Genomic DNA, 21,305 nt, shown 5'->3' with positions numbered 1-21,305 from the left:
ACAGTAAATCTGACACTGTGAATTCACAAGTCGCAGGACAAAGCGAAAGTTCCTCAGATTTGTTCCAACGGCAGATGTCAACACTTTGCGAGAGTGGCGAGCATTTTTTGGTCCAAATGCGGGCTTTCCTTCCAGGCACATCTGTTTGCATCCGGCAGCCTGCAGAAGAACGCGAATCGGGCCGGCTTTCGCCAGCCCTTTCCCTGATTTGTGCCTCAATCACCCAAGCACGGATTTGACCGCCCTCTGGGTTGCGGCAACCACCTGATCGGCCTCTGCGCGTGTCAGGCAGAAGGGCGGGGCGAAGCCCAGGATGTCACCCTGCGGCATGGCGCGGGCAATGACCTTGTCCTGCTCCAAAAGCTTGGCCGAGATCTGCGGGCCGATCTTGTCAGCAGCGTCAAAGAAGGTGCGGTTGTCCTTGTCCTTCACAAATTCCACCGCACAGAGCATCCCCTCACCGCGCACTTCACCGACATGGGCATGACCCGACAGCGCCTCTGCCATGCAAGCGTTCAGATAGGCGCCCACCTCGCCGGCGTTTTGCACCAGGTTCAGATCGTCAATCAGCTTGAGGTTGGCAACACCGGCTGCGGCCCCGATAGGGTGGGCAGAGTAGGTCCAGCCGTGGCCGATCGGTCCGTTCTCATCCGTGCCCTGCTCCAGCACCTTCCAGACCTTGTCCGAAATGATCGAGCCGGAGAGCGGCGCATAGGCCGAGGTCAGCCCCTTGGCGATGGTGATGATGTCGGCCTCGATGCCGTAGTGGTCAGAGCCGAACATGCTGCCAAGGCGCCCGAACCCGGTGACAACCTCATCCGCCACCAGCAGGATGTCGTGCTTTTTCAGAACCGCCTGAATGGCGTCCCAATAGCCTGCGGGCGGCGGCACAATGCCACCGGTGCCCAGAACCGGCTCGCCGATGAAGGCGGCGATAGTGTCTGCGCCTTCGCGCTCGATCAGCGCTTCCAGCTCCGCCGCGCAATGGGCCACGAACTGCTCTTCGCTCTGGTCCAGATTGTCCCGGCGGTAGTAATAGGGCGCCTCGGTGTGGATCACCTGTTCCACCGGCAGGTCGAACTTCTTGTGGAACAGCTCCAACCCGGTCAACGAGCCGGTGATCAGGCCCGAGCCATGATAGCCGCGCCAGCGGGAGATGATCTTCTTCTTCTCCGGGCGGCCCAGGATGTTGTTGTAATACCAGATCAGCTTGACGTTGGTTTCATTCGCGTCAGAGCCGCCAAGGCCGAAATAGACCTTGGACATATTCTTCGGCGCCCGGTCCAGGATCATCTTGGACAGGGTGATCGAGGCCTCGGTGCCGTGGCCAACGTAAGAGTGGTAATAGGCCAGCTCCTTGGCCTGATCACCGATGGCCTCGGCGATCTCCTGGCGCCCGTAGCCGACGTTGACGCAATAGAGCCCGGCAAAGGCATCCAGCAGCCGGTTGCCGTCGCGGTCCTCGATAAAAACGCCGGAGGCAGTCTTGATCACCCGGTTGGGGCTTTCGCCGCGGGCGTGCTGGGCCAGATGGGTTGAAGGGTGAAAGAAATTCTCGCGGTCCCACTGGTCGAGTTGGTCATTCTTCAGCATGTCTTTTCCTTACGATTTGCCAGCGGGCTCAGGCCCAGTCGCGGCAGATGTATTTGATTTCGGTGAATTCTTCCATTCCGAGGCGCGCCCCTTCGCGGCCCAGCCCGGATTGCTTAGTGCCGCCGAAAGGGATTGGCGCGCCGGTCACTTTGGTGCGGTTCACCGCCACCATGCCATATTGCAAGGCGCGGCTGAGGCGGTAGATGCGGCGCGGGTCATGGCTGTGGAGATAGGCCACCAGCCCGTATTCGCTGTCATTGGCGCGGGCGACCACTTCTTCTTCGGTATCAAAGGCGGTGATGGGGGCCACGGGCCCAAAGGTTTCCTCCGACATGATCAGCGCATCTGCGGGCACATCCGTAAGAACCGTGGCCTCATAGAACAGCGGTCCCAGCGAATGGCGCTTGCCGCCGCAGGCAAGTTTAGCGCCCTTGGCCAGGGCATCGGCCACATGCTCTTCCTGTTTTTGCACCGCTTTTTCGTTCATCAGCGGGCCGAGGTCGCAGTCTTCCATGCCCCGACCGATGGTCAGTGCCTTGGATGCTGCGGTGAATTTGGCGCAGAATTCGCCGTAGACGGGGCGTTCCACAAAGATCCGGTTGGCGCCGAGGCAATCCTGGCCGGAGGTGGCGAATTTCGCCTTGATGGCCTCATCAACGGCCTTGTCCAGATCGCAGCCCTTGAAGACAATCACCGGCGCGTGGCCGCCCAACTCCATCACCAGCCGTTTCACCGTATCCGCGGACTGGCGGTACAGGAGCTTGCCCACAGCGGTAGACCCGGTGAAGGAGAGAGCGCGTACCCGGGCATCGCGGGTCCAGGGCTCCACCACGGTTGAGGCCTTGCCGGTCACAACATTGAACACCCCCGGCGGGAAGCCCGCGCGCTCCGCCAGCTCCGCCAGGGCCAGGGCGCTGAAGGGGGTCTCACCCGAAGGATGCGCCACCACGGTGCAGCCCGCCGCCAGCGCGGCAGCGGCCTTGCGGGTCAGCATGGCAGAGGGGAAGTTCCACGGCGTGATCAGTGCTGCGACACCAACCGGCTCACGCCAGAGCTCGACTTCTGCATCGGGCAGGTGGCTGGTGACGCCCTCGATATTGGGGCGTTTGGCCTCCTCGGCATAGAACTCCACAAAGGCGCCGCCATAGTCGATCTCGCCGCGTGCTTCCGACAGGGGTTTGCCCTGTTCCAGCACCATGATGTGAGCCAGGTCTTCCTTATGCTGCAGCTGCAGCTCGAACCAGCGGCGCAAGATTGCGGCACGTTCCTGCGGCAACAGCCCTGACCAAACAGGAAATGCTGCCTGGGCGGCATCAACCGCGGCAGAGGATTCTTCTGCGGAAAGACTGGCAACATGGCCCAGTTCAGCCCCGTCCGCCGGGTCGGAGACCGGGAAGGTCTCACCATTGGCGCCACTGCACCATTTGTTGTTTATATAGGAAAAAGAACGCACAAGAGCCTTGTCGGCAATTTCGGTGCGGGCAGAGAGAGCGGTCTCTGTCATGATTGTCCTCCAGATTTCTTACAGAGGAATCTGCCTGTTTACAGGGGAGGAAGTGACTGAAGTTTGCAGGGGTTCCAGAGGAATCCACTGGACGCCCCCCGGAAGGTGCCGGTTCAGTCTTTGCCCAGCAGAATATCCAGGGGCGGCGCAGTGGCACCTTTGACGGGTTTGGTCACCACATAGGTAAAATAGCGGGATAGGCCGATGCGGGCATCGAGCATCTCGTCGATCAGCCGCTGGTAGGCGTCGATGTCGCGAGTGACGATCTGCAAGAGGTAGTCAAAGCCGCCGCCCAGAGCCCAGCAGGCCATGACCTCCTCATACCGCTGCATAGCAGCCTCAAAGGCGCGGAAGCTGGCAGCGGTGTGATCCGCGATTTCGGCCGCAACAAAGACGGTCACATGGGGGGCGAGTTTTTTCAGATTGATGCGGGCGCCGTAGCCTTCGATCAATCCGGCCTGCTCCAGCTTTTTCAGCCGGTCCCAGCAGGGGGTCGGCGACAGGCCGATCCGTTCGGCCAGCGCGGCCTTGGTGATGCGGCCCTCGGTCGAGAGCACGCGCAAAATTTCGAGATCGCGCCGGTCCAGTTGCATATCTTTTGCCTTATCAGCCACCGGTGACGCCGACAACGGCCACACAGTCGCCGGATTTGATCAGCCCGGGGAAATGGCGGCTGATCACCAAGCCGGCGCGGCGGGCCCGGTATTCCACCGGCGCCTCACCGGTGCGGTCCAGCGGCCAGACCCGTGCCACCAGATCCCCCTTGGCCACCTCTTCGCCCAGATCGGCCATGATCTCAAACAGCCCATCGCCCTCGCTGAACAGGAAGCAATCATCATCAGGCATGGTCAGGTTGACGGTCTGATCCAGCTGCATCTCACCCTGCAGAATGCCCGCATGGATCAGCACATTGCGCAGGCCCTTCTTGGCGATGGCATTGCTGCGCGCCGTGGATGAGCCGCCGCCACCCAGCTCGGTGGTGACCAGCACCTTGCCCATCTCCTCAACCGCGGTGTCATACATGCCCGCGCTGTCGATCTCCAACAGCTCCACCGAATAGGGCGCATTGAAGGCCTTCATCGCGGCAAAGCAGGCCTCCTGCGTGGCCTTATCATCGAGGATATGCGCGGCCGCGAAGGGGACAAAATCCAGCGTCTTTCCGCCGGAGTGGAAATCCACCGCCAGATCCGCCATGGGCAGCAATGTGCGCTGGAAGTAATCCGCGATCTTCTCGGTCACGGTGCCGTCGGGGCGGCCCGGGAAGGACCGGTTCATATTGCCCTTGTCGATGGGCGAAGTCCGGCTGCCAGCCCGGTAGGCCGGGTAATTGAAGGCCGGAACAATGATCAGTCTACCGGTCACATCCTCAGCCTTGGTGGTCGCCGCCAGTTCCTGTAGCGCAATCGGGCCTTCGTACTCATCGCCATGGTTGGCGCCGGTCAGCAGCGCCGTCGGCCCCTCGCCGTGTTTGATTACCGTGAGTGGGATCATCACCGAGCCCCAAGCGGAATCATCGCGGCTGTAGGGCAGTTTCAGGAAGCCATGGTGCACCCCGTCCTGATCCAGCGGAATGGTGGGGGAAATCGGATTTTCCTTCATGGGTCAGTCCTTTACCAGCATTTTGCGCGGCACATCGGACAGGCACTCCGGCCCGTCTGCCCCGATGCGGATGCTTTCGGTGATCTCAAAACCCCAGTCCTCCATCCAGAGACCGGTCATGAAGTGGAAAGTCATGTTCTCCTGCAAGACCGTGGTGTCACCCGGGCGCAGCGACATGGTTCGCTCGCCCCAGTCCGGCGGGTAAGAGACGCCGATCGGATAGCCGGTGCGGTTGTCCTTTTCGATGCCGTATGTCTTCAGCACCTTGAAGAAGGCCTTGGCGATGTCCTCACAGGTATTGCCTGCCTTGGCCACCGCAAGCCCCGCTTCCATGCCCTCCAGCACGGCTTTTTCCGCATCCAGGAAGGTCTGCGTCGGCTTGCCCAGGAACACCGTGCGCGACAGCGGACAGTGGTAGCGGTGCACGACCCCGGCGATCTCAAAAAAGGTGCCTTCGCCCGACTTCATCGGCAGATCGTCCCAGGTGAGATGCGGCGCGGCAGCATCCGGCCCCGAGGGCAAGAGTGGCACGATGGCGGGATAGTCGCCGCCAAAGCCCAGCTCTGCGTCATAGCGCAGGGCCGCATCATAAATGTCCGCCACCAGATCGCATTTGCGCATCCCCGGCTCGACACGCTCAAAGATCCGCTGATGCATGCGTTCAACGAGCTTGCCCGCCTGGCGCATATAGGTAAGCTCTGCCTCGGATTTCACCGCCCGCTGCCAATTGACCAGGGAATTGGTATTGGCAAAGCGCGCATTCGGCAGATGCGCCTGCAAAGAGGCATAGGCGGCAGCGGTGAAATAGTAATTGTCCATCTCAACGCCGATCACACCGCTGTCCAGCCCGCGGTCCTTCAGCTGCGCGGCAAGGTAGTCCATCGGGTGGCGTTCTGTGGACTGCACGTAGTGATCCGGATAACCGATGATATTGGCGGGATCCATAAAACAGGTGCGCAGGGCGCCATTGGCATCCTGGCCGCGCCCGTACCAGAGGGGCTCTCCCTCTAGGGTCAGCACCACGCATTGATGCACATAGAAGGACCAGCCGTCATAGCCGGTCAGCCAGTTCATGTTCGAAGGATCGGTGACGATCAAAAGATCAACACCGCGCCGGGACATCTCGGCGCGGGTTTTGTCCAAGCGCTGCTGGTATTCAGCGCGGGAGAAATACAGCTTGGGGTCTGCCATACGGGTAAATCCTGATTGATCAGCTGGTGAAAGTGGAACCGGCACCCACGGCTTTTGCGCGGCTACCTGCTAGGGTGGCGATGGCGGTGTCCTGAACACCGGTGCCGGTGAGGTCGGCAATGATCAGATCACTGTCTGACTGGCGGCCCGGGGCCTGGCCGGAGGTGATCTGACCCAGTTCGGGAAAGCTGTGCTCTGCACTGAACAGCCCGGCGCTGATGGCGCTGCGCAGCTCCCCCTTAAGGGCGCATTGCGCCTGGCTGTCGGGCACATAGAGATCCGCCCTGGTCAGGCAGGCGGGCTCCAGCTCGCATTTGTGCTCCTGGTCCGAGCCCATGGCGACAACCAGCTGGCCCGGCTGCAGCCAGTCCGCCATCACGACAGGTTCGGCTGCGGGGGTGGTGGTGACGACGATATCGGCTGCGGCGACGGCCTGGGCGATGTCTGTGCTGGTCGTGATCTCGATGTCCAGCTCTGCGCGCAGGTCATTGGCCAGGGTCTCGGCCTTGGCTGCATCCCGCGCCCAGATCACCGCGCTTTTGATATCGCGCACCAGCGTCATGGCCATGAGCTGCATCTTTGACTGCACTCCTGCGCCGATAATACAGACATGGGCCGCGTCCTCACGCGCCAGATGCCGCGCGGCCACCGCCCCGGCGGCAGCGGTGCGCACATCGGTCAGATAGCCATTGTCCAGCAGCAGTGCCTCAAGAAGGCCGGTCTGGCTGGAGAAGACCACCATCAGACCCGTGGTGCTGGGCAGGCCGATCTTGGGGTTGTCAAAGAAGCCGGGGCTCATCTTCATCGCAAAGCTGTCGATCCCCGGCACATAGGCGGTCTTCACGCAGACCTCGCCGTTATGATCCGGCACCGGCAGGGTCATGATCGGCGGCATCACCACCTTACCGCCGGCCAGCGTGGTAAAACCCTGCTCGACACAGTCCACCGCATCCGCATCCAGAGACACCAGCTGGCGCAGCTCGGCCTCTGTCAGGATCTTGATCTCAGGCATCTGCGCCTCCTTTTGTGTCTGCTGCCACATCCACGTCCTCACCATCGATGATACGTTTGTGCAGGTCCATGGCGATGTTCTGGCCGCTCACCAGCGAGATGCAGCGCCCCGGGTTTTCAATCTTGCCCGCCAGCAGGGCGGCAATGCCGACGCTGCCGGAGCCTTCGATCACCTGGCGTTCCTCGTAATAGGCGTGGCGGATGGCGGCGGCGATTTCCGCCTCGCTGACCAGAACCACGTCATCGACAAAGCTCTTTGTCATTTCAAAAGTATAGGCGTTGTCCAACCCGATACCGCCGCCCAGGGAATCCGCCAGGGTGGGCAGCTCCTCAACCTGGATGGGCCTGCCCGCTTGCAGGCATTCATGCATGGCCGCACCGCGCTCCATACTGACCCCGATGACGCGGATATCCGGGTTTGCCGTCTTCAGCACCATGCCGACGCCGGAGATCAGCCCGCCGCCGGAGAGCGGCACCAGAACGGTCTCCAGATCCGGCATCTGCTCCAGCATCTCCAGCGCCACGGTGCCCTGGCCTGCAATGATGTCGCGGTGATCAAAGGGGGGCAGCATGGTCATGCCATCTGCCACCAGTCGGTCGACCTCCACCTGCGCGTCGTCCTGCGAGCGGCCCACAATGCGCACTTCGGCGCCATGGGATTTGATGCCCTCGACCTTGTTCTGTGGCACCAGCTCCGACATGCAGATAATGCAGCGCACCCCGGCCTGCGCCGCCGCATAAGCCAGCCCGCGCCCGTGGTTCCCGGTCGAGACGCCAACAATTCCCGCCGCGCGTTGTTCCTCTGTCAGCGACAAGACCGCGTTGGTGGCACCGCGCAGTTTGAAACTGCCAGTGATCTGGGTGCTTTCCAGCTTCAGCGAGACCTGGCCGCCGCTGGCAGCACTGAGCGAGGGCGAGGGTACCAGGGCGGTTTCACGGATGCGCCCGGCAATCCTGGACCGTGCCTGGATACTGTCCTGAAGGGTGATTTTCTGTGTCATTGGACCTGTCCAGCCTGTTTAAAGTTCAAAAAGCCTGCCGTAACCCTGCACCGGATCCGTGATCCCTGCCAAGCGCTGACAATGCCAGGCCATCGCCTGGTTTGAGGTGACCACGGGCTTGCCCAGACGGTCCTCGATCTGCTGCACGCAGGTGGCCGCACGCAGGGCGGTGCAGGAGAGAAACAGCGCGTCAGCCTGGCCGCTGCAGGCCGCAATCGCCGCCTCTATGATGCTGTCTTCACTGATCCGCGCCATCTCGCGGTCATCGGTCAGGCCAAAGCAGGTAGCATTGACCACCTCCGGGCCATGGGCAGCAAAATACTGCGCCATTTCCTCGGTGACCTCAGCGCTATAGGGGGTCAGCAGCGACACCCGCTTGGCGCCCAGGGCCGCAAAAGCAGCAAAGGCCGCCGAGCTCGGCGTGACGCAGGGCGTATCCGGCTTGGCCGCGTTCAGATGCCGGGTGACCGCATCATTGCCCAGCACAATAGAGGCGGCGGTGCAGCCGTAGGCCACCACATCGACCTCCTCCCCCGGCAGGATCTGCGCGGCGGCCTCACTCAGCCGCGGGCCGGTCTTCAGCAATGTTTCCTTGGTGGTCGGGTTCTCGAACGCAATGCGGTTCACATAGACACCGATCCGGTCCGGATCGCAGATCCGGGCAAAGTCGCGCTCTGAGGTGTGGTCGGTGGCCAAGGTCACCAGGGCAATCCGCTTCGGGACCGAACGGGCGTCCAGCCGGGCGGGCACGCGCGAAGGCGTGGCGTGAATATCAAGAGCCATAGCTGTTTTCCTAGACAATTAGAACCGGCGTTTCCGCCAGACTGGTTACCTTATGAGAGACGCTGCCCAGCAAGCTGCCCTCAAGCGAGCCCAGGCCGCGGCTGCCCATCACGATCAGATCATAGCCGCGCTCTTTTGCAAAACCGGTGATGGTGCGCGCCACCGGGCGGGCTTTGACAAAGGCACGGGGGGCGGCAATGCCGCTTTCTGCTGCCAGGGACTTGCCGTGCTCGGCGACCTCTTTGGCATGGTTGCGCATGATCTGGTCGAGCTTCTCGGGCTTTTCCGAATGCATGACATGCATCGATGCCTCCAGCAGCGAGTGGTGGCGGTAAACCGTGAGCAGCACCAGTTCAGACCCGCAGAGCTGCGCCAGCTCCGAAGCCCTGGACAACGCAGCCTCGGCACCGGGAGAGCCATCAAAGGAAACAAGGATGGATTTGAACATTGTCCTCCCCTTACTTGGCGAAGGCCAGGTCGCGCAGGAACAGCGCAATCTGCGGAAAGAAAATCAGCGCCACCGAGACCCCCAGCAGCATCAGAATGAAGGGCGGGGTGCCACGCACCACCTCGGCGTAGGGGCGTTTGAACACCGCAATCGCCGTGAAGATGTCGCAGCCGAAGGGCGGAGTGGCCGAGCCGATGGCCACCTGCAGGGTGATGATGGTGCCGACCAGAACCGGATCCAGCCCGACGGATTTCACCACCGGAGCAAAGACCGGCACCAGCACCAGGATCACCACGATGGGGTCGACAAACATGCAACCGATGAAGAAGGCGATGGAGATTACGAAGAGCACGCCAATCGCGCCCATATCGGCAATGCCGATGGCACCGAGGATCTGCTGCGGCACCTGGGCAAAGGAGATCACCCAGGAAAAGGCCGCGCCCGCGCCCACCAGGATGAACACAACAGCGGTGATCAGCCCGGTGGATTTGGCGGTATCATAGACATCCAACAGCGACATCGAGCGGAACACGATAACCTCGAGGATCAGCGCATAGAGCACACAGGCTGCGGCGGCCTCGGTCGGGCTGAACACGCCGCCATAAATGCCGCCGATGATGATCACCGGGAACCCCATCGGCCAGAGCGCCTGGCGCATGGTCTGGAAACGCTCTGCCCAGGTGGCTTTGGGTTCCGTGGGCACATTGTTGCGCACCGCATAGATGTAGGCATAGAGGGAAAACAGCACCAGGATCAGCAGACCCGGCCCGATTCCGGCAATGAAAAGCTCCGCAATCGAGGTGCTGGACACCACACCATAGATGATCATGCCAATCGAGGGCGGGATCAGAAAAGCAATGTCGCTGGCGTTCACGATCAGCGCCAGCACAAAGCTGTCCTTGTAGCCCGCCTTCAGCATCCGGGGCCTGAGCGGCGAGCCGATGGCCACCACGGTGGCCTGAGTCGAGCCGGAGACCGCCCCGAACATGGTGCAGGCGGCGGCGGTGGAGATCGCCAGCCCGCCGCGGATATGCCCAATATAGGCCATCACCACATTGATCAGCCGCCCGGCTGACTGGCCGCGGGTCATGATGTCGGCGGCAAAGATGAACATTGGCACCGCGATGAGTGACGCGGGCCGGATGCCTGCCATCATCTGCTGCACCATGGTTTCAATCCGGGCCAGGTCGCCGAACAGCATCAGAAAGCCGATGAACGCGCCGGCAATCAGCGGGATCATCATCGGAAAGCCCAGCAGCAGCAGGACAATCATTGTCAGGAAGATGGTAGCAGCCATGGACCGGTCCTCAGATTTCGATTTCGTCTGCGTCCTCGTACCCTTCCTGCACGTGGGTCGAGAGATAGATGCCGGGAGAGGTCAGATTGCGCACCGCTGTAAGCAGGTATTGGATGCCGGTCATAAAGAACCCCGCAGGCACCCAGACCAGGATAGTCCACACCGGTATCTGCAAGGCGGGCAGCACCCTCCCGCGCGAGGCCTGCGCGCCGATGTATTTCACCGCGTAAAAACACAGCAGGAACATAAAGCACGCGGTGACCACCGAGATCACCACGACCATCACCTTGCGCAGATGCGGCGGCAGCAGGTCATAGATGGCGGACATGCGGATATGGCGGGCGTTCCGTGCCGCATAGCTGATGCCCGCAAAGGTAATCAGGATGATCAGGATCCGGTTCAGTTCTTCGGAGAAAAAAATCGAGTTTCCCAGCACAAAGCGGCCCACCACATTGGCCACGGTATTAGCGGCCATCAGCAGCACACCCGCGGCCAGCAGGAATGACTCTGTACGGCTGATGGCACTGTCGATCACGCCCAAAAACCCGGGCAGCGCTGACTCATGTGTAAGCATAGCTTCCTCCGAAGATCCGCGGGCCGCTGAGCAAGCAGAAACTGCTCAGCGGCGGTTGTAGTGCGGACGTCAGTTAGCGGTTGCCGCCAAGTCTGCTTTCATCTGCTCCAGAATCGCGGCGCCGCTGTCGCCGGTCATCTCGATGAATTTGGCTTCGACCTCAGCCGCCGCACCCTTAAAACAGCTGCGTTGTTCATCGGTAAGCACGGTGACTTTCATCTCCGGCTTGGCTTCCATGATCTTGGCAAGCTCAGTTTCCGCAGCCTGCTGCTGATAGACCACCGTATGGTCATAAGCGGCCTGCGCCGCGTTCTGGACAACTTGCTGATCTTCGGCGCTGAGGCCGTCATAGAAGTCCTTGTTGGCCATCACTGCGGTGGTGAAATTGTTGTGGCCTGCATAAGTGATGTAGTCGGTCACCTCGTAAATCTTGGTCGAATAGAGGAAGAATGTTGGGTTTTCCTGCCCCTGAATCACATTAGTTTGCAGCCCGCCGTACACCTCACCCCAGGGAAGCGGCGTTGGGGTGGCGCCAAAGGCTTTGTAGCTTTCAACCAGCAGCGGATTGGTCATGACGCGGAACTTCACTTCGTTCAGGTCGGCGCAGGTGGTGACCGGAGTCTTGGTGGTCATCGCCACTTCGCCTTCAGGGAACATGTTCAACAGCTCCAGTCCCTGTGCGGCATAAAGCGGCTTGAACATGCCGTTGATAGCCTCGCTCTCCTTGTAGAAGCGCGCCAAATGCTCCTGATCGGTGGGCAGCAGGTAGGGCACAAAGAACACCTGCGCCTCGGGAATCAGTGATCCGGTGAAGCCTGGCGACTGATCCACGAACTGCAGGATACCGTCCTGGGTCTGCTCCATGATATCGGCGGATTCACCCAGGGTACCATAAGGGAACAGCTGGATCTCATGATCCGAGTTCGCCTCGATTTCCTCTTTGAATTTCTGAGCATAGACACCCTGAACGTCGGTCATCGCCTCCTCGAAGGCATAGCGCCAGGTGTCAGCCTGAGCAGCCGTACCGGCGGCCAGTGCAATCCCCGCGACCGCAACGGCCCCAAAGGTGAATGTGATGGATTGAGCCATGATTTCCTCCCAAGTCTCTAGGATGCCTGAGCATCGCTGCGCCAGACTTGGAATCAATTGTACTGCATGTCAATTTTTTTATTGTCACGCGACAATGTTAGTAAGCGAATGGCGCCACCCCCTCCGGCGGGCGGTTCAGCATACCGCCAAGCAACTCCATCGCCTGTTTGAACCGGCCTATGTCCTGAACGCTCCCCAATGAAATCCGCACCGCGTTCTGAGGCGGGGTCTTGGGCGTCAGAAATGGTGCATCCGGAGCGACAGCAACTTTGAGTTCGCGGGCATACGACACAAAACTGGCCGTGGTCCAACCGGAGTCAAGGGGCAGCCAAAGGTGTAGTCCTGACGGATGTCCCCGCCATTGACGGCCCTGCAGCGCTTGCAACGCGATTTCATATCTCTCTGCCAAGGCGTGCCGCTGCCAGTGGGCAAGCTCCAGTGCGGTACCGTCCTGTACCCAACGGGTGGCAATTTCGCACATCAGCGGTGTTGCCATCCAACCGAATACGACAATCCGCCCCATTATTGCCGGCAGCAGGTGTTCGGGCGCCGCCATGTAGCCTGCGCGCAAGCCGGAAACGGTGCATTTAGTAAAGGTCGTCAGGTAGATCGTTCGTTCAGGCGCTAGGGCTGCAACCGGAATGGGCCGGTCTTCGGCAACGGGGCCGAAAGCATCGTTTTCGATAATGTGCAGGTCATGTTTGCGGGCAATCTTCACCAACTCCAGACGGCGTTCTTCCGGTATCATTTCAGCTGTGGTATTGGCTAAAGATGGAAGCAGAAACAATACCTTAGCATTACCCTCAGAGCAGTACCTGTCTAAGGCATCCGGCAGGACCCCATGATCGTCGCAGTCAATTCCGGCGAGGTTAAGCCCAAGGTAGGAGCATCCGGAAACCAGAAGGTGATGCGTGATACGACTGGACACGACCGTGTCGCCTGGCCGGGTAAGCGCAGATAGCGCAGCTGACATGCCATGGCTGACGCCATTGGTCATGATGATCCGTTCCGGTGGCGCATCCAGTCCGCAAATCCGCAGCCACCTCTCCCCGGCAGCCCGATGCGCATCATGCCCGACATTCGGACGGCAGGCCAGAAAATAGCTAGGGTCCAGCCCCTGAGGCAGCTCCGTCAACGCCTGCTGAAACAGCTCTACATGACGCTGGGAGAAAGCAGGCCTTGAAATTGACAGATCGAAACTGTGCCCGCGTTCAGAGCTCAACTGAAACGGCTGATCATCTGGGGCATCCGGACCCAAGACATAACTGCCACGCCCGACCTGGCCGTCGATCAACCGCTGCCGCCGCAGGTTTTCATAGGCCTTGCTCACCGTGTGAACACTTAGGCCAAGTTCCTCAGCCAGCTTTCGGTGTGTCGGCAGCTGGGCGCCTTTTGGCAGTTTCCCCTCCGAGATCGCCTTTGCAATGGCAAGCGCAAGGCTGGTATGCAAAGGGGAACTAAGGGCGGAAGGGTCAGGCAGCCAGTTTGTCATGCGATACATTTACAATTGAGTGGCGCACATTCGCAAGGCAATTGCTGCCTTGCGGAAACTTTTCAAGACGAAAACAGGATCTCGGAGGGGCTTCGCCTGTGTCGCCCGCTGCATCTATCGCGGCTCGTTTTCACCGATGCACTGGCTGTTGCACAAATACCAGTTAAGGAGCGGTAGTTTTCCTTGAAAGAGTTAGGTTCCAGACTCATTGATTTACAGCCAGAACAAGACCGTGGCTGCAAGTGCTATGGCTGATAGGAACACCTTTGGGCATCTGTCATAGCGGGTGGCGACACGACGCCAGTCCTTCAGGCGTCCGAACATGATCTCGATCCGGTTGCGTCGTTTGTAGCGCCGCTTGTCATATCGGATGGTTTTGTCGCGTGACTTCCGCCCTGGAATGCAGGGCTTGATCCCCTTATCTACAAGGGCTTCGCGGAACCAGTCCGCGTCATAACCGCGGTCTCCCAACAGCCAATCGGCTGATGGCAGGCTGCTGACCAAAGCCCTGGCTCCGGTGTAGTCGCTGATTTGACCGGCCGTCATAAAGAAGCGGATCGGACGACCGTTGGTGTCAGTGACCGCATGCAGCTTGGTGTTCATCTCCCCCTTTGTTCGGCCAATCAGCCTGCCACGCCCCCCTTTTTAACCGCAGGCTGGAAGCCGTGCGGTGAGCCTTGAGGTAAGTGGCATCAATCATGATGGTCTTGTGATCAGCGGCTTCCGCCGCCAACCCTTCCATGATCCGAGCAAACACGCCCATGTCGCTCCACCGTTTCCAGCGATTGTAGAGTGTCTTGGGCGGACCATATTCCCTTGGTGCATCGCTCCAACGCAAGCCATTGCGATTGATGAAGATAATGCCACTCAGAACACGCCTATCATCGACGCGTGGCTTGCCATGGCTCTTCGGAAAGTATGGCCGGAGCCGCGCCATCTGCTCGTCAGTCAGCCAGAAAAGATTGCTCATCACGCCCCCTAAAGTTTGGGAGCTTGAATCAAGATCGCGCGGAGACCGCAACCAAATCAATGGGTCCAGAGCCTAACGGAACTGCCATTAGCTGCGTCATCAAAATGTCCGCTTTCGCAAATTTGCCGCGTCGCTCTGATCTATTCACAACCACCTTTGACGCTTCAATCGAAGGCGCATTGCGTTTGAGCCCACTCATACAGCGGGCATTTGTTGTGTTGCACAGTGAATGCCACCGCCCATTTCACCCAAAGGGTCCACGTTCAGCGTGACAATTTCGCGCTTTGGATAATGCTTGGCCAATGTGTCGCGGGCGATCTGATCGGTCTCGCCATCCCCAAACTGGGCCGCGATAACTCCGCCGTTGCAGACGTAGTAATTGGCATAAGAGGCCACAAAATCGATGCTTGCGATACGGCGACGCACAGGCTCGGGAATGACCTCCACTTCAAGGCCTTCGGCAACAATACGGTCATAGGTGTCAGCCGCAGCCACATGAAACGGGTCAGACAAATCAAGGTCGTCTGGCAGGTTGATCAGCACGCGGCCCGGCCCAGTAAAGCGTGCAAGACTGTCGATGTGATAGTCGGTAATATCTTCGCCCCAAACGCCTTTCGACCATATCATCCGGTCGGCACCGTAGGCGCGCAAAAGGTTGGTTTCGATCTCATCTCGTGAACGCCCGGGATTCCGATTGTCGTTCACCCAAGAACTTTCGTGTGCCAGCAACAACCCATGGCCGTCTTGCTCTACGCCGCCCGCTTCGCCCTGCAGCCCGGATGGAAGGAGGTCCAGACCTAAGCGTTCAGCAACCAGCCCAGCGATCTGACTGTCGCGCGTATTCACCTGTTTTTCACCCCAGCCGTTGAACTGGATATGACGCATGGCGATGCCACCTCTTCCGTCTATAACAAAGATTGGACCAGCATCGCGGCACCAGAGGTCCTCGGTAGGGATGTCCCAAAGCTCCACTCGATCAGACAGTTTCTTTCGTGCGCCTGCGTGGTCAGAGACCGCCGCCAGCATTGTTACCGGCTCAAATTCTGAGATGGTATTGGCGACATCCGCAATCGTTTGCTGCGCCATGTCTAGAAATACCGGATCAGGATAAACCCGCCGGTTGACAGGCCATTGCATGAAGGTGCGCTGGTGGCGCGCTTCTTCCGGCGGGACATAGAAGCCATCACCGGACTGCGCAAAAGAGGGGCCTGTCAAAGTTATCGCGCCCAAGGCTCCCATCCCGCCAACTACATCACGTCTAAACACTGCGCCGCGCCTTCTTGTCTACATCCAACCTGATCAACGGTTTTAGGTGCTTGGTCAATAGTAGACAAAGCGAACGCTATCGTAAGGGGAAAGCAGACGCTAGTGCGAGGCGCAGCTTTCCTTACTTTGGGCTCTCAGCCGCCTTACAGCAGTGCGGCAGCAAGTCCGCAGCAAGATCGTATGGAGATCTGGGAGCCCGATAACAGCAGGCAGCCCAAAGCGGACGAAAGCGCGCTTCCAGCTCTAACGAAAGCGGACCTTCGCAGGAAATTCACCGACGACAGAAAGGTCGGACAAACCCGCCTTTTGTTCTCATCGCTATTGCTGATGCAGAGGGCTTTCGCTCTTGCGTCAGTCTTCTTGCGGCGAGGCAACGAATTTCCCGATTTCGGTCTTTCATCGGCGCAAGATCCGGCAAGATCCAATTCGCGCTTTCGCCGCGATCAGGACCGACCATCAAGGGGTTTAACTTTGCAGGCATTGTCTCTCCGGGTGTTTGCTGATGCAGAACTCACTAGCAGGCGTGGCACACCAAACGTTGCGTTGCAGACGAAGTCTGCCAGACCAGACATTGCAAGCCTAATTGCACCTGGATCTTGGCGTAACGACGAAAAAGTGCGCACCTTTTTTCTAGGGTCAGGATACATTGATTTTGGTCTTGCATCGTGATCCACGGGTCAGAAAATGGAGCGGTGACATGAGCGGTTTTTCTGGCTGACTGACGCGCAGATAGCGCGTTTTGAACCTTTCCTCCCGAAGTCACATAGCAAACCCTGTGTTGATGACCTGCGCGTATTGAGTGGAATTATCTCCATTAATCGCAACGGCTTACGATGGCGCGATGCACCCGCAGAATACGACCCACATAAGACGCTACACCGTAGGAAACGGTAGAGCGACAAAGGCATTCTCGCCAAGATGATGGCGGGGCTGGCCGCCGAGCATGGCGAACTGAAGACCATGATGATCGATACGACATACCTCAAGGCACACCGAACGGCGACCAGCATGGCCGCCAAAATTGGGGCGTGGTTGTCTAATCGACCGGAGTTTGAAGGATTGGGGTTTGACCCGAGGGATCAAATGCGCTGAAAACGGGCGACTTGAACACCAAGTTGCATGCCATCTGCCACAGCAAGGGACGACCGATTGACCCGTTTGTCACCGCTGGACAGTTCGGTGATTATTTCGGAGTACGGGCACTGCTCGGTGGCATGCCAAAGGTCGACTGGTTGCTCGAGGATCACGGCAATGACACGGATTGCTTCTGAGAAGCCTTGTAAGACAAAAGGATCCACGCCTGTATCCCTGGCAGAAAGCAACGCAAGGCACCTACCAAATACGACAAACGTCGCTACAAACCGCATAACTGCATAACTGCATAACTGCATAGAGATTTTGTTCGGCAGTCTCAAAGACTGGTGGCGTGTCGCCGCAGGCTATGACCGATGCCCAAAAGTGTTCCTAACGGCCATCCCCCTCGCTGCGCTCGTCATCTATTGGTTAGGAACCCTGACCCTAAAAGCTAGAGTTTGGATCGGAGCTGAATAGATTCCACGGGAAACATTTCGCAAATTGCACTGTTCGAAATAGCAGTGCCGACATGTGCAACACTACCGCAGAATTGCGCCCGGCACGCCAGATCATATTAGACGCGCCAGGCTTTCGCGGCTCCTGCTACTGCAGACGCCAGGGGAGTCCTCAGGCTTTATTGTGGAAGATGAAGCCGATGAAATTCAGCAAAAGCTGTGCCGCCAGAATCTGGGTGCTCTCAGACAGATCGTAGGCCGGGGCCACTTCCACCAGGTCGATGCCAACAACGTCGCCACGTTTTGCTAGACCCTGAAGAATTTCCAGCACGTCGTAATACTGAAATCCGCCGTGGCTGGGGGTGCCGGTACCGGGCGCAATCGAAGGGCAGAAGGCGTCGATGTCGATGGTCACATAATAGCGGACGCCTTCGGGGATGCGGTCCAGCACGGCATCGGCGCCCAGCTTACGCACTTGGCGCACTGACAGGATGTCAGAGCCGCGTTCGCGCGCGTCGATGTAGCCTTCCTTGGCAGTAGATGACACGTTGCGGATGCCCAGCTGGGTCATGCCGGAGACGTAGTCCTTTTCGATCGCGCGACGCATTGGGTTGCCGTGGCCATCGGTGACGCCGCGGCGTTCATCGACAAAGTCCAGATGCGCGTCAATCTGCACCACATGGATCGGGCCGTTCTTGGCGCAGTCTTCCTTATAGGCTTTGATACAGGGGATGTTGACCGAATGGTCGCCGCCGATGGTCACCGGAATCGCGCCTGCGTCCAGGATCTTCTTGACGCCATATTCGATATTGGCGTGGCTTTCCTCGGTCTTGGTGTGGATGATGTCGGCGTCGCCCAGATCGACGATCCGCACCTCCTCGCCCAGGTAAGTCGCGTCATCCTCATGGTCATAGGCGCCGGCATGGCCGAAGCTGAACAGCGTCGAGGCCTCGCGCACTGCCCGCGGGCCGAAGCGCGCACCGGAGCGGAACTGACAGCCGAAGTCAAACGGCGCGCCCAGGATGGCTACATCGGCATTGATGTTATCCCAATCCTCGACATAAGGCTTTTTGCCGAAGGTGGCGATACCGACAAACGGCAGGTTCAGGCGGCCGGATTCGTAACCGTGTCCAGACATGTTTCTCTCCAGTTTCTTGTTTTAGCGGGAAGCCAGTTCCGGCAGGAACAGGGTGATTTGCGGGAAGGCGACCAGCAGCCCGGTCGCGATCAGAAGGATGATGAGGAAGGGTGGCACACCGAGCACCACTTCGACAAACGGTCTGCGAAAGACTTCGATGGCGGTGAACAGGTTGCAACCAAACGGCGGGGTTGCGGCGCCGATGGCCACCTGCAGGGTGATCAGCACGCCGACCAGCACCGGGTCGAGACCAGCCGCTTTGATTATCGGCGCAAAGATCGGCATCAGGATCAGGCTCACCACAATCGAGTCGACAAACATGCAGCCCACGAAGAAGGCAGTGTTCACCGCCAAGAGCACCATCAGCCCTTTTCGCATCCTTACGGGCAGTGCGTCATAGATCGCCGACATACGGATATGGATGCCCTTGCGGGTGGCATAACCCAGCCCCATGAAGGTGACGATGACGATCAGGAACTCGTTCAGTTCCTCAGAGAAATAGATCGACGGGTTGAACACATACTGCCCAAAGACGTTGGCAATTGTGTTGGTAGCCTTCAGGATGATCCCCCAGCCCAGGATCCAGGCCTCGATACGCCCGATGGCACAGTCAGTCTTCCCCAGAAAGCCGAAGGGAACAGATTTGCTGTCTTGCATAATATCCTCCCTTGGTGTGGCCCCGCGCATAGCGGCGCAGGGTCGGAGGCGGGATCAGTTGCCCACCAGCTCCGCCTGCAACGCGTCCCAGAGCTCCTGGCCGCTGGCACCGGCGGTTTCGACTTAGGCCCCAGCAGTATCGCCGGAGCGGGCGCGGAAGACGTCACGCTCTTCCTCGGTCAAAACCACCAGGGCGATGTCAGGCTTGGCCTCCTTGATCACGTCTATACAGGCCTGCTTGAAATCACTGACCACGCCGTCGATGAAGCCGGTCAGGCTTCAGAGTGGCAAACCAGACGGAGCCTGCAACCCGGTGATCACCAGTTCCTGCTCACCCGCCCAGATCAGGTGGCTAATGACCTCGTAGAATTTTATCTCTTCGAAGCTCGGGATCGGGTTCACCTGACCGTCCACGGCCCCAAGTTGCAGCGCACCGAACACCTCGCCAAACGGCACCGGCGTGGGGCTAGCGCCCATGTTTTTGTAGGTTCCCTGCAGGATCGGCGACACCATCACCCGCATCTTGAAGTTGTCGAAATCTTCCGGTGTGCGGATCTCACGGTTAGTGGTCCAAACCTGCGGGCCTTCGGAGTACATGGTCAACACTTCCAGGCCGCGCTTCTGGAATTCAGCGTTCAGATCGCCATAAATAGTGTCCGAACTGCTGAGGATCTTTGAGCTCGTCGCCGGATCTGATGGCAACAGGTAGGGCAGCAGGAAGACCTGGCTTTCCGGCACGATGGTGCCCAGGTTGCCTATCGACACATTGGTGAACTGGATGATGCCGTCCGCAGCCTGCTCGACGGTCTCGGTCGGGGTGCCCAGCGTGCCCATCGGATAGACGGCCACGGTCACATCGCCATCGGTTGCCGCCTCGATACGCTTTTTGAACTCCTGCGCATAGGCATCCATGATCGAGCCCGGAATTTCCTCAATCGAAAATTTCCAGTCTTCGGCAAACACGGCTGTCGGCGCCAGGCTCAGCAATGCTGCGGTAGCGGTGGTCTTTAGGGTTTTCAAGGTAAAGCCCATGCGGGTCTCCTCCCAATTGGCATGATTGACCAGGGTCGGGAAATACTTCGGCATACGGCAAAGCATCAAAAAATATTATATTGATTATCTTCACAAGAGAAATTTTTATGTAATACCTGCGCTAGCCCAAGGAGGATCCGCGCCATGAAACTGCTGCGCAACACGCTGCTGGAAACCTTTGTCACCGTGGTGGACTGCGGTGGGTTTTCCGATGCACAGTTCGCGCTTGGCGTCACTCAATCCGCTATCAGCATCCGCATTCGAGACTTGGAAACCTCGCTGGGTTACCGACTCTGTGAACGGGGTCGCGGTGGTTTTCGCCTGACCGAGCGCGGCGAAATTGCCTACCAAAAAGCCCGCGATATTTTGCGAAGCGCCCGCGATTTCGACGCCGAACTAATGGAACTGCGTGACACGATTTCCGGAGACCTTCGCATTGGTGTCGTCGATTCGATCGACAGTCTGCCCGGCCTGAACCTGGTGGGCGGCTTGCAGCGGTTCCTCGCGCGCCCGAATGAAGTCAGGGTCGAAGTTGTGGTTGCCTCCCCCACGGATCTGACGCAGCAACTCATTAGCGGTGAATTGAACGTTGCCATCGCTCCGTTTCGCAATCAGGTGCCAGAGTTGGAGTATGTGGAACTCTGTAGTGAAGAGCATAGGCTCTACTGTGCGAAAGGGCATCCGCTGTTCGACGCAGAGGACTGTGAAATCAACCCTGAAACGATTGGGCAGTACCAACTCTGCCAGCGCTCTTATGACATGTTGGTCTCACCCGAACTCGACTCGCCTGAACCCACCGCAATTGTGGCCAACATGGAAGCCATGGCAATGCTCATTGAGACGGGTCATTTCCTAGGGGCATTGCCAACACATTTCGCCCATAGTCGGATAGTAGAAGGCAGGTTTCGGGAAATCGGGAAAAGCCAAATGCGATGGAACTCAACCTTCTATCTCGCAACCCGCCGCGTGCATGTCCTCAGGCATGCAGTGGAGCTTTTCACTCAAGACTTGCAGAATGCCTGCGTTGAAGAAAGTAATCATCTGGGTTGAAACAAAACCGCTCTGACCCGCCCTATTCTTGAACAGCATGTGAACCCCCTGTGGTGCAGGGGAACTTCTCTTGGCGGCCCT

General features: G+C 59.0%; 20 protein-coding genes and 1 pseudogene. 2 read left to right on the top strand and 19 right to left on the bottom strand.

The features are described 5' to 3' along the window. Window positions 1–219: 219 nt before the first annotated feature. From RSK20926_RS00870 to RSK20926_RS00795, 15 genes are all read right to left on the bottom strand, one after another. Window positions 220–1,593: an aspartate aminotransferase family protein gene (locus tag RSK20926_RS00870; RefSeq protein ID WP_008203792.1), complete on the bottom strand. Its 1,374-nt coding sequence runs from the start codon at window positions 1,591–1,593 to the stop codon at window positions 220–222. A gap of 28 nt (window positions 1,594–1,621) precedes the next feature. Beyond that, window positions 1,622–3,097 carry an NAD-dependent succinate-semialdehyde dehydrogenase gene (locus RSK20926_RS00865; RefSeq protein ID WP_008203787.1) on the bottom strand — a complete coding sequence of 492 codons (1,476 nt, stop codon included), beginning with the start codon at window positions 3,095–3,097 and terminating at the stop codon, window positions 1,622–1,624. 113 nt (window positions 3,098–3,210) lie between these two features. Further along, window positions 3,211–3,690 (bottom strand): Lrp/AsnC family transcriptional regulator, encoded by a 480-nt coding sequence (locus tag RSK20926_RS00860; protein ID WP_037253445.1) that lies wholly within the window; start codon window positions 3,688–3,690, stop codon window positions 3,211–3,213. Between the two features lie 13 nt (window positions 3,691–3,703). Beyond that, window positions 3,704–4,696, bottom strand: a complete 993-nt coding sequence (doeB, locus tag RSK20926_RS00855; protein WP_008203784.1) for a N(2)-acetyl-L-2,4-diaminobutanoate deacetylase DoeB — start codon at window positions 4,694–4,696, stop codon at window positions 3,704–3,706. Between the two features lie 3 nt (window positions 4,697–4,699). Then, entirely contained in the window at window positions 4,700–5,887 is a 1,188-nt protein-coding gene (gene doeA / locus RSK20926_RS00850; protein ID WP_008203782.1) for an ectoine hydrolase DoeA, read from the bottom strand. A gap of 19 nt (window positions 5,888–5,906) precedes the next feature. Then, window positions 5,907–6,899 carry an ectoine utilization protein EutC gene (gene eutC, locus RSK20926_RS00845; RefSeq protein ID WP_037253442.1) on the bottom strand — a complete coding sequence of 331 codons (993 nt, stop codon included), beginning with the start codon at window positions 6,897–6,899 and terminating at the stop codon, window positions 5,907–5,909. Then, a complete protein-coding gene (gene eutB, locus RSK20926_RS00840; protein ID WP_008203778.1) occupies window positions 6,892–7,899 on the bottom strand; it encodes a hydroxyectoine utilization dehydratase EutB in 1,008 nt (335 codons plus the stop codon). The genes eutC and eutB overlap by 8 nt, the downstream gene beginning before the upstream one ends. A gap of 18 nt (window positions 7,900–7,917) precedes the next feature. Then, on the bottom strand, window positions 7,918–8,682 hold the full coding sequence (eutA, locus tag RSK20926_RS00835) for an ectoine utilization protein EutA (protein WP_008203776.1): 765 nt from the start codon (window positions 8,680–8,682) through the stop codon (window positions 7,918–7,920). A gap of 10 nt (window positions 8,683–8,692) precedes the next feature. Further along, window positions 8,693–9,130, bottom strand: a complete 438-nt coding sequence (locus RSK20926_RS00830; protein ID WP_008203775.1) for a universal stress protein — start codon at window positions 9,128–9,130, stop codon at window positions 8,693–8,695. A gap of 10 nt (window positions 9,131–9,140) precedes the next feature. After that, window positions 9,141–10,427 carry a TRAP transporter large permease gene (locus tag RSK20926_RS00825; protein WP_008203773.1) on the bottom strand — a complete coding sequence of 429 codons (1,287 nt, stop codon included), beginning with the start codon at window positions 10,425–10,427 and terminating at the stop codon, window positions 9,141–9,143. Window positions 10,428–10,437: 10 nt separating this feature from the next. Beyond that, window positions 10,438–11,001, bottom strand: coding sequence for a TRAP transporter small permease (locus tag RSK20926_RS00820; protein WP_008203771.1), 564 nt, complete (start codon window positions 10,999–11,001; stop codon window positions 10,438–10,440). A gap of 69 nt (window positions 11,002–11,070) precedes the next feature. Then, window positions 11,071–12,090 carry a TRAP transporter substrate-binding protein gene (locus RSK20926_RS00815; RefSeq protein WP_008203770.1) on the bottom strand — a complete coding sequence of 340 codons (1,020 nt, stop codon included), beginning with the start codon at window positions 12,088–12,090 and terminating at the stop codon, window positions 11,071–11,073. Window positions 12,091–12,187: 97 nt separating this feature from the next. After that, the gene (ehuR, locus tag RSK20926_RS00810) at window positions 12,188–13,582 is read right to left on the bottom strand and encodes a MocR-like ectoine utilization transcription factor EhuR (protein WP_037253439.1); all 1,395 of its coding nucleotides are present in this window, start codon (window positions 13,580–13,582) and stop codon (window positions 12,188–12,190) included. Between the two features lie 213 nt (window positions 13,583–13,795). Continuing rightward, window positions 13,796–14,552, bottom strand: a protein-coding gene (locus RSK20926_RS22270; RefSeq protein WP_085979689.1) for an IS5 family transposase whose coding sequence is annotated in 2 segments (ribosomal slippage) — window positions 13,796–14,228 and window positions 14,227–14,552 — 759 coding nt in all. Because the reading frame shifts where the segments join, the coding sequence is not laid out codon by codon here. 195 nt (window positions 14,553–14,747) lie between these two features. Continuing rightward, window positions 14,748–15,791, bottom strand: coding sequence for an agmatine deiminase family protein (locus tag RSK20926_RS00795; RefSeq protein ID WP_008203763.1), 1,044 nt, complete (start codon window positions 15,789–15,791; stop codon window positions 14,748–14,750). Between the two features lie 741 nt (window positions 15,792–16,532). On the opposite strand from RSK20926_RS00795, the pseudogene RSK20926_RS22265 reads away from it, so the two are divergent. Beyond that, window positions 16,533–17,369: pseudogene (locus RSK20926_RS22265) on the top strand (IS5 family transposase). A gap of 150 nt (window positions 17,370–17,519) precedes the next feature. Here the strand turns inward: RSK20926_RS22265 and speB are convergent. From speB to dctP, 4 genes are all read right to left on the bottom strand, one after another. After that, window positions 17,520–18,485: an agmatinase gene (gene speB, locus RSK20926_RS00775; protein ID WP_008203759.1), complete on the bottom strand. Its 966-nt coding sequence runs from the start codon at window positions 18,483–18,485 to the stop codon at window positions 17,520–17,522. Between the two features lie 21 nt (window positions 18,486–18,506). After that, complete coding sequence (locus RSK20926_RS23100; RefSeq protein WP_008203758.1) at window positions 18,507–19,142, bottom strand: TRAP transporter large permease subunit; 636 nt, start codon at window positions 19,140–19,142, stop codon at window positions 18,507–18,509. Window positions 19,143–19,265: 123 nt separating this feature from the next. Beyond that, complete coding sequence (locus RSK20926_RS23305; RefSeq protein WP_008203756.1) at window positions 19,266–19,397, bottom strand: hypothetical protein; 132 nt, start codon at window positions 19,395–19,397, stop codon at window positions 19,266–19,268. Window positions 19,398–19,421: 24 nt separating this feature from the next. Next, on the bottom strand, window positions 19,422–20,174 hold the full coding sequence (gene dctP, locus RSK20926_RS00760; RefSeq protein ID WP_232281826.1) for a TRAP transporter substrate-binding protein DctP: 753 nt from the start codon (window positions 20,172–20,174) through the stop codon (window positions 19,422–19,424). A 144-nt stretch (window positions 20,175–20,318) separates the two neighbouring features. Between dctP and RSK20926_RS00755 the strand changes: the two genes are divergently transcribed. Then, complete coding sequence (locus tag RSK20926_RS00755) at window positions 20,319–21,224, top strand: LysR family transcriptional regulator (RefSeq protein ID WP_008203754.1); 906 nt, start codon at window positions 20,319–20,321, stop codon at window positions 21,222–21,224. Window positions 21,225–21,305 lie beyond the last annotated feature (81 nt).

Origin of the sequence: Roseobacter sp. SK209-2-6, assembly GCF_000169455.1 — a bacterium.
Taxonomy (GTDB): domain Bacteria; phylum Pseudomonadota; class Alphaproteobacteria; order Rhodobacterales; family Rhodobacteraceae; genus Pseudophaeobacter.
Note: the sequence above shows the minus strand (reverse complement) of the source record. Positions and strands in the feature narration are given on the sequence as shown.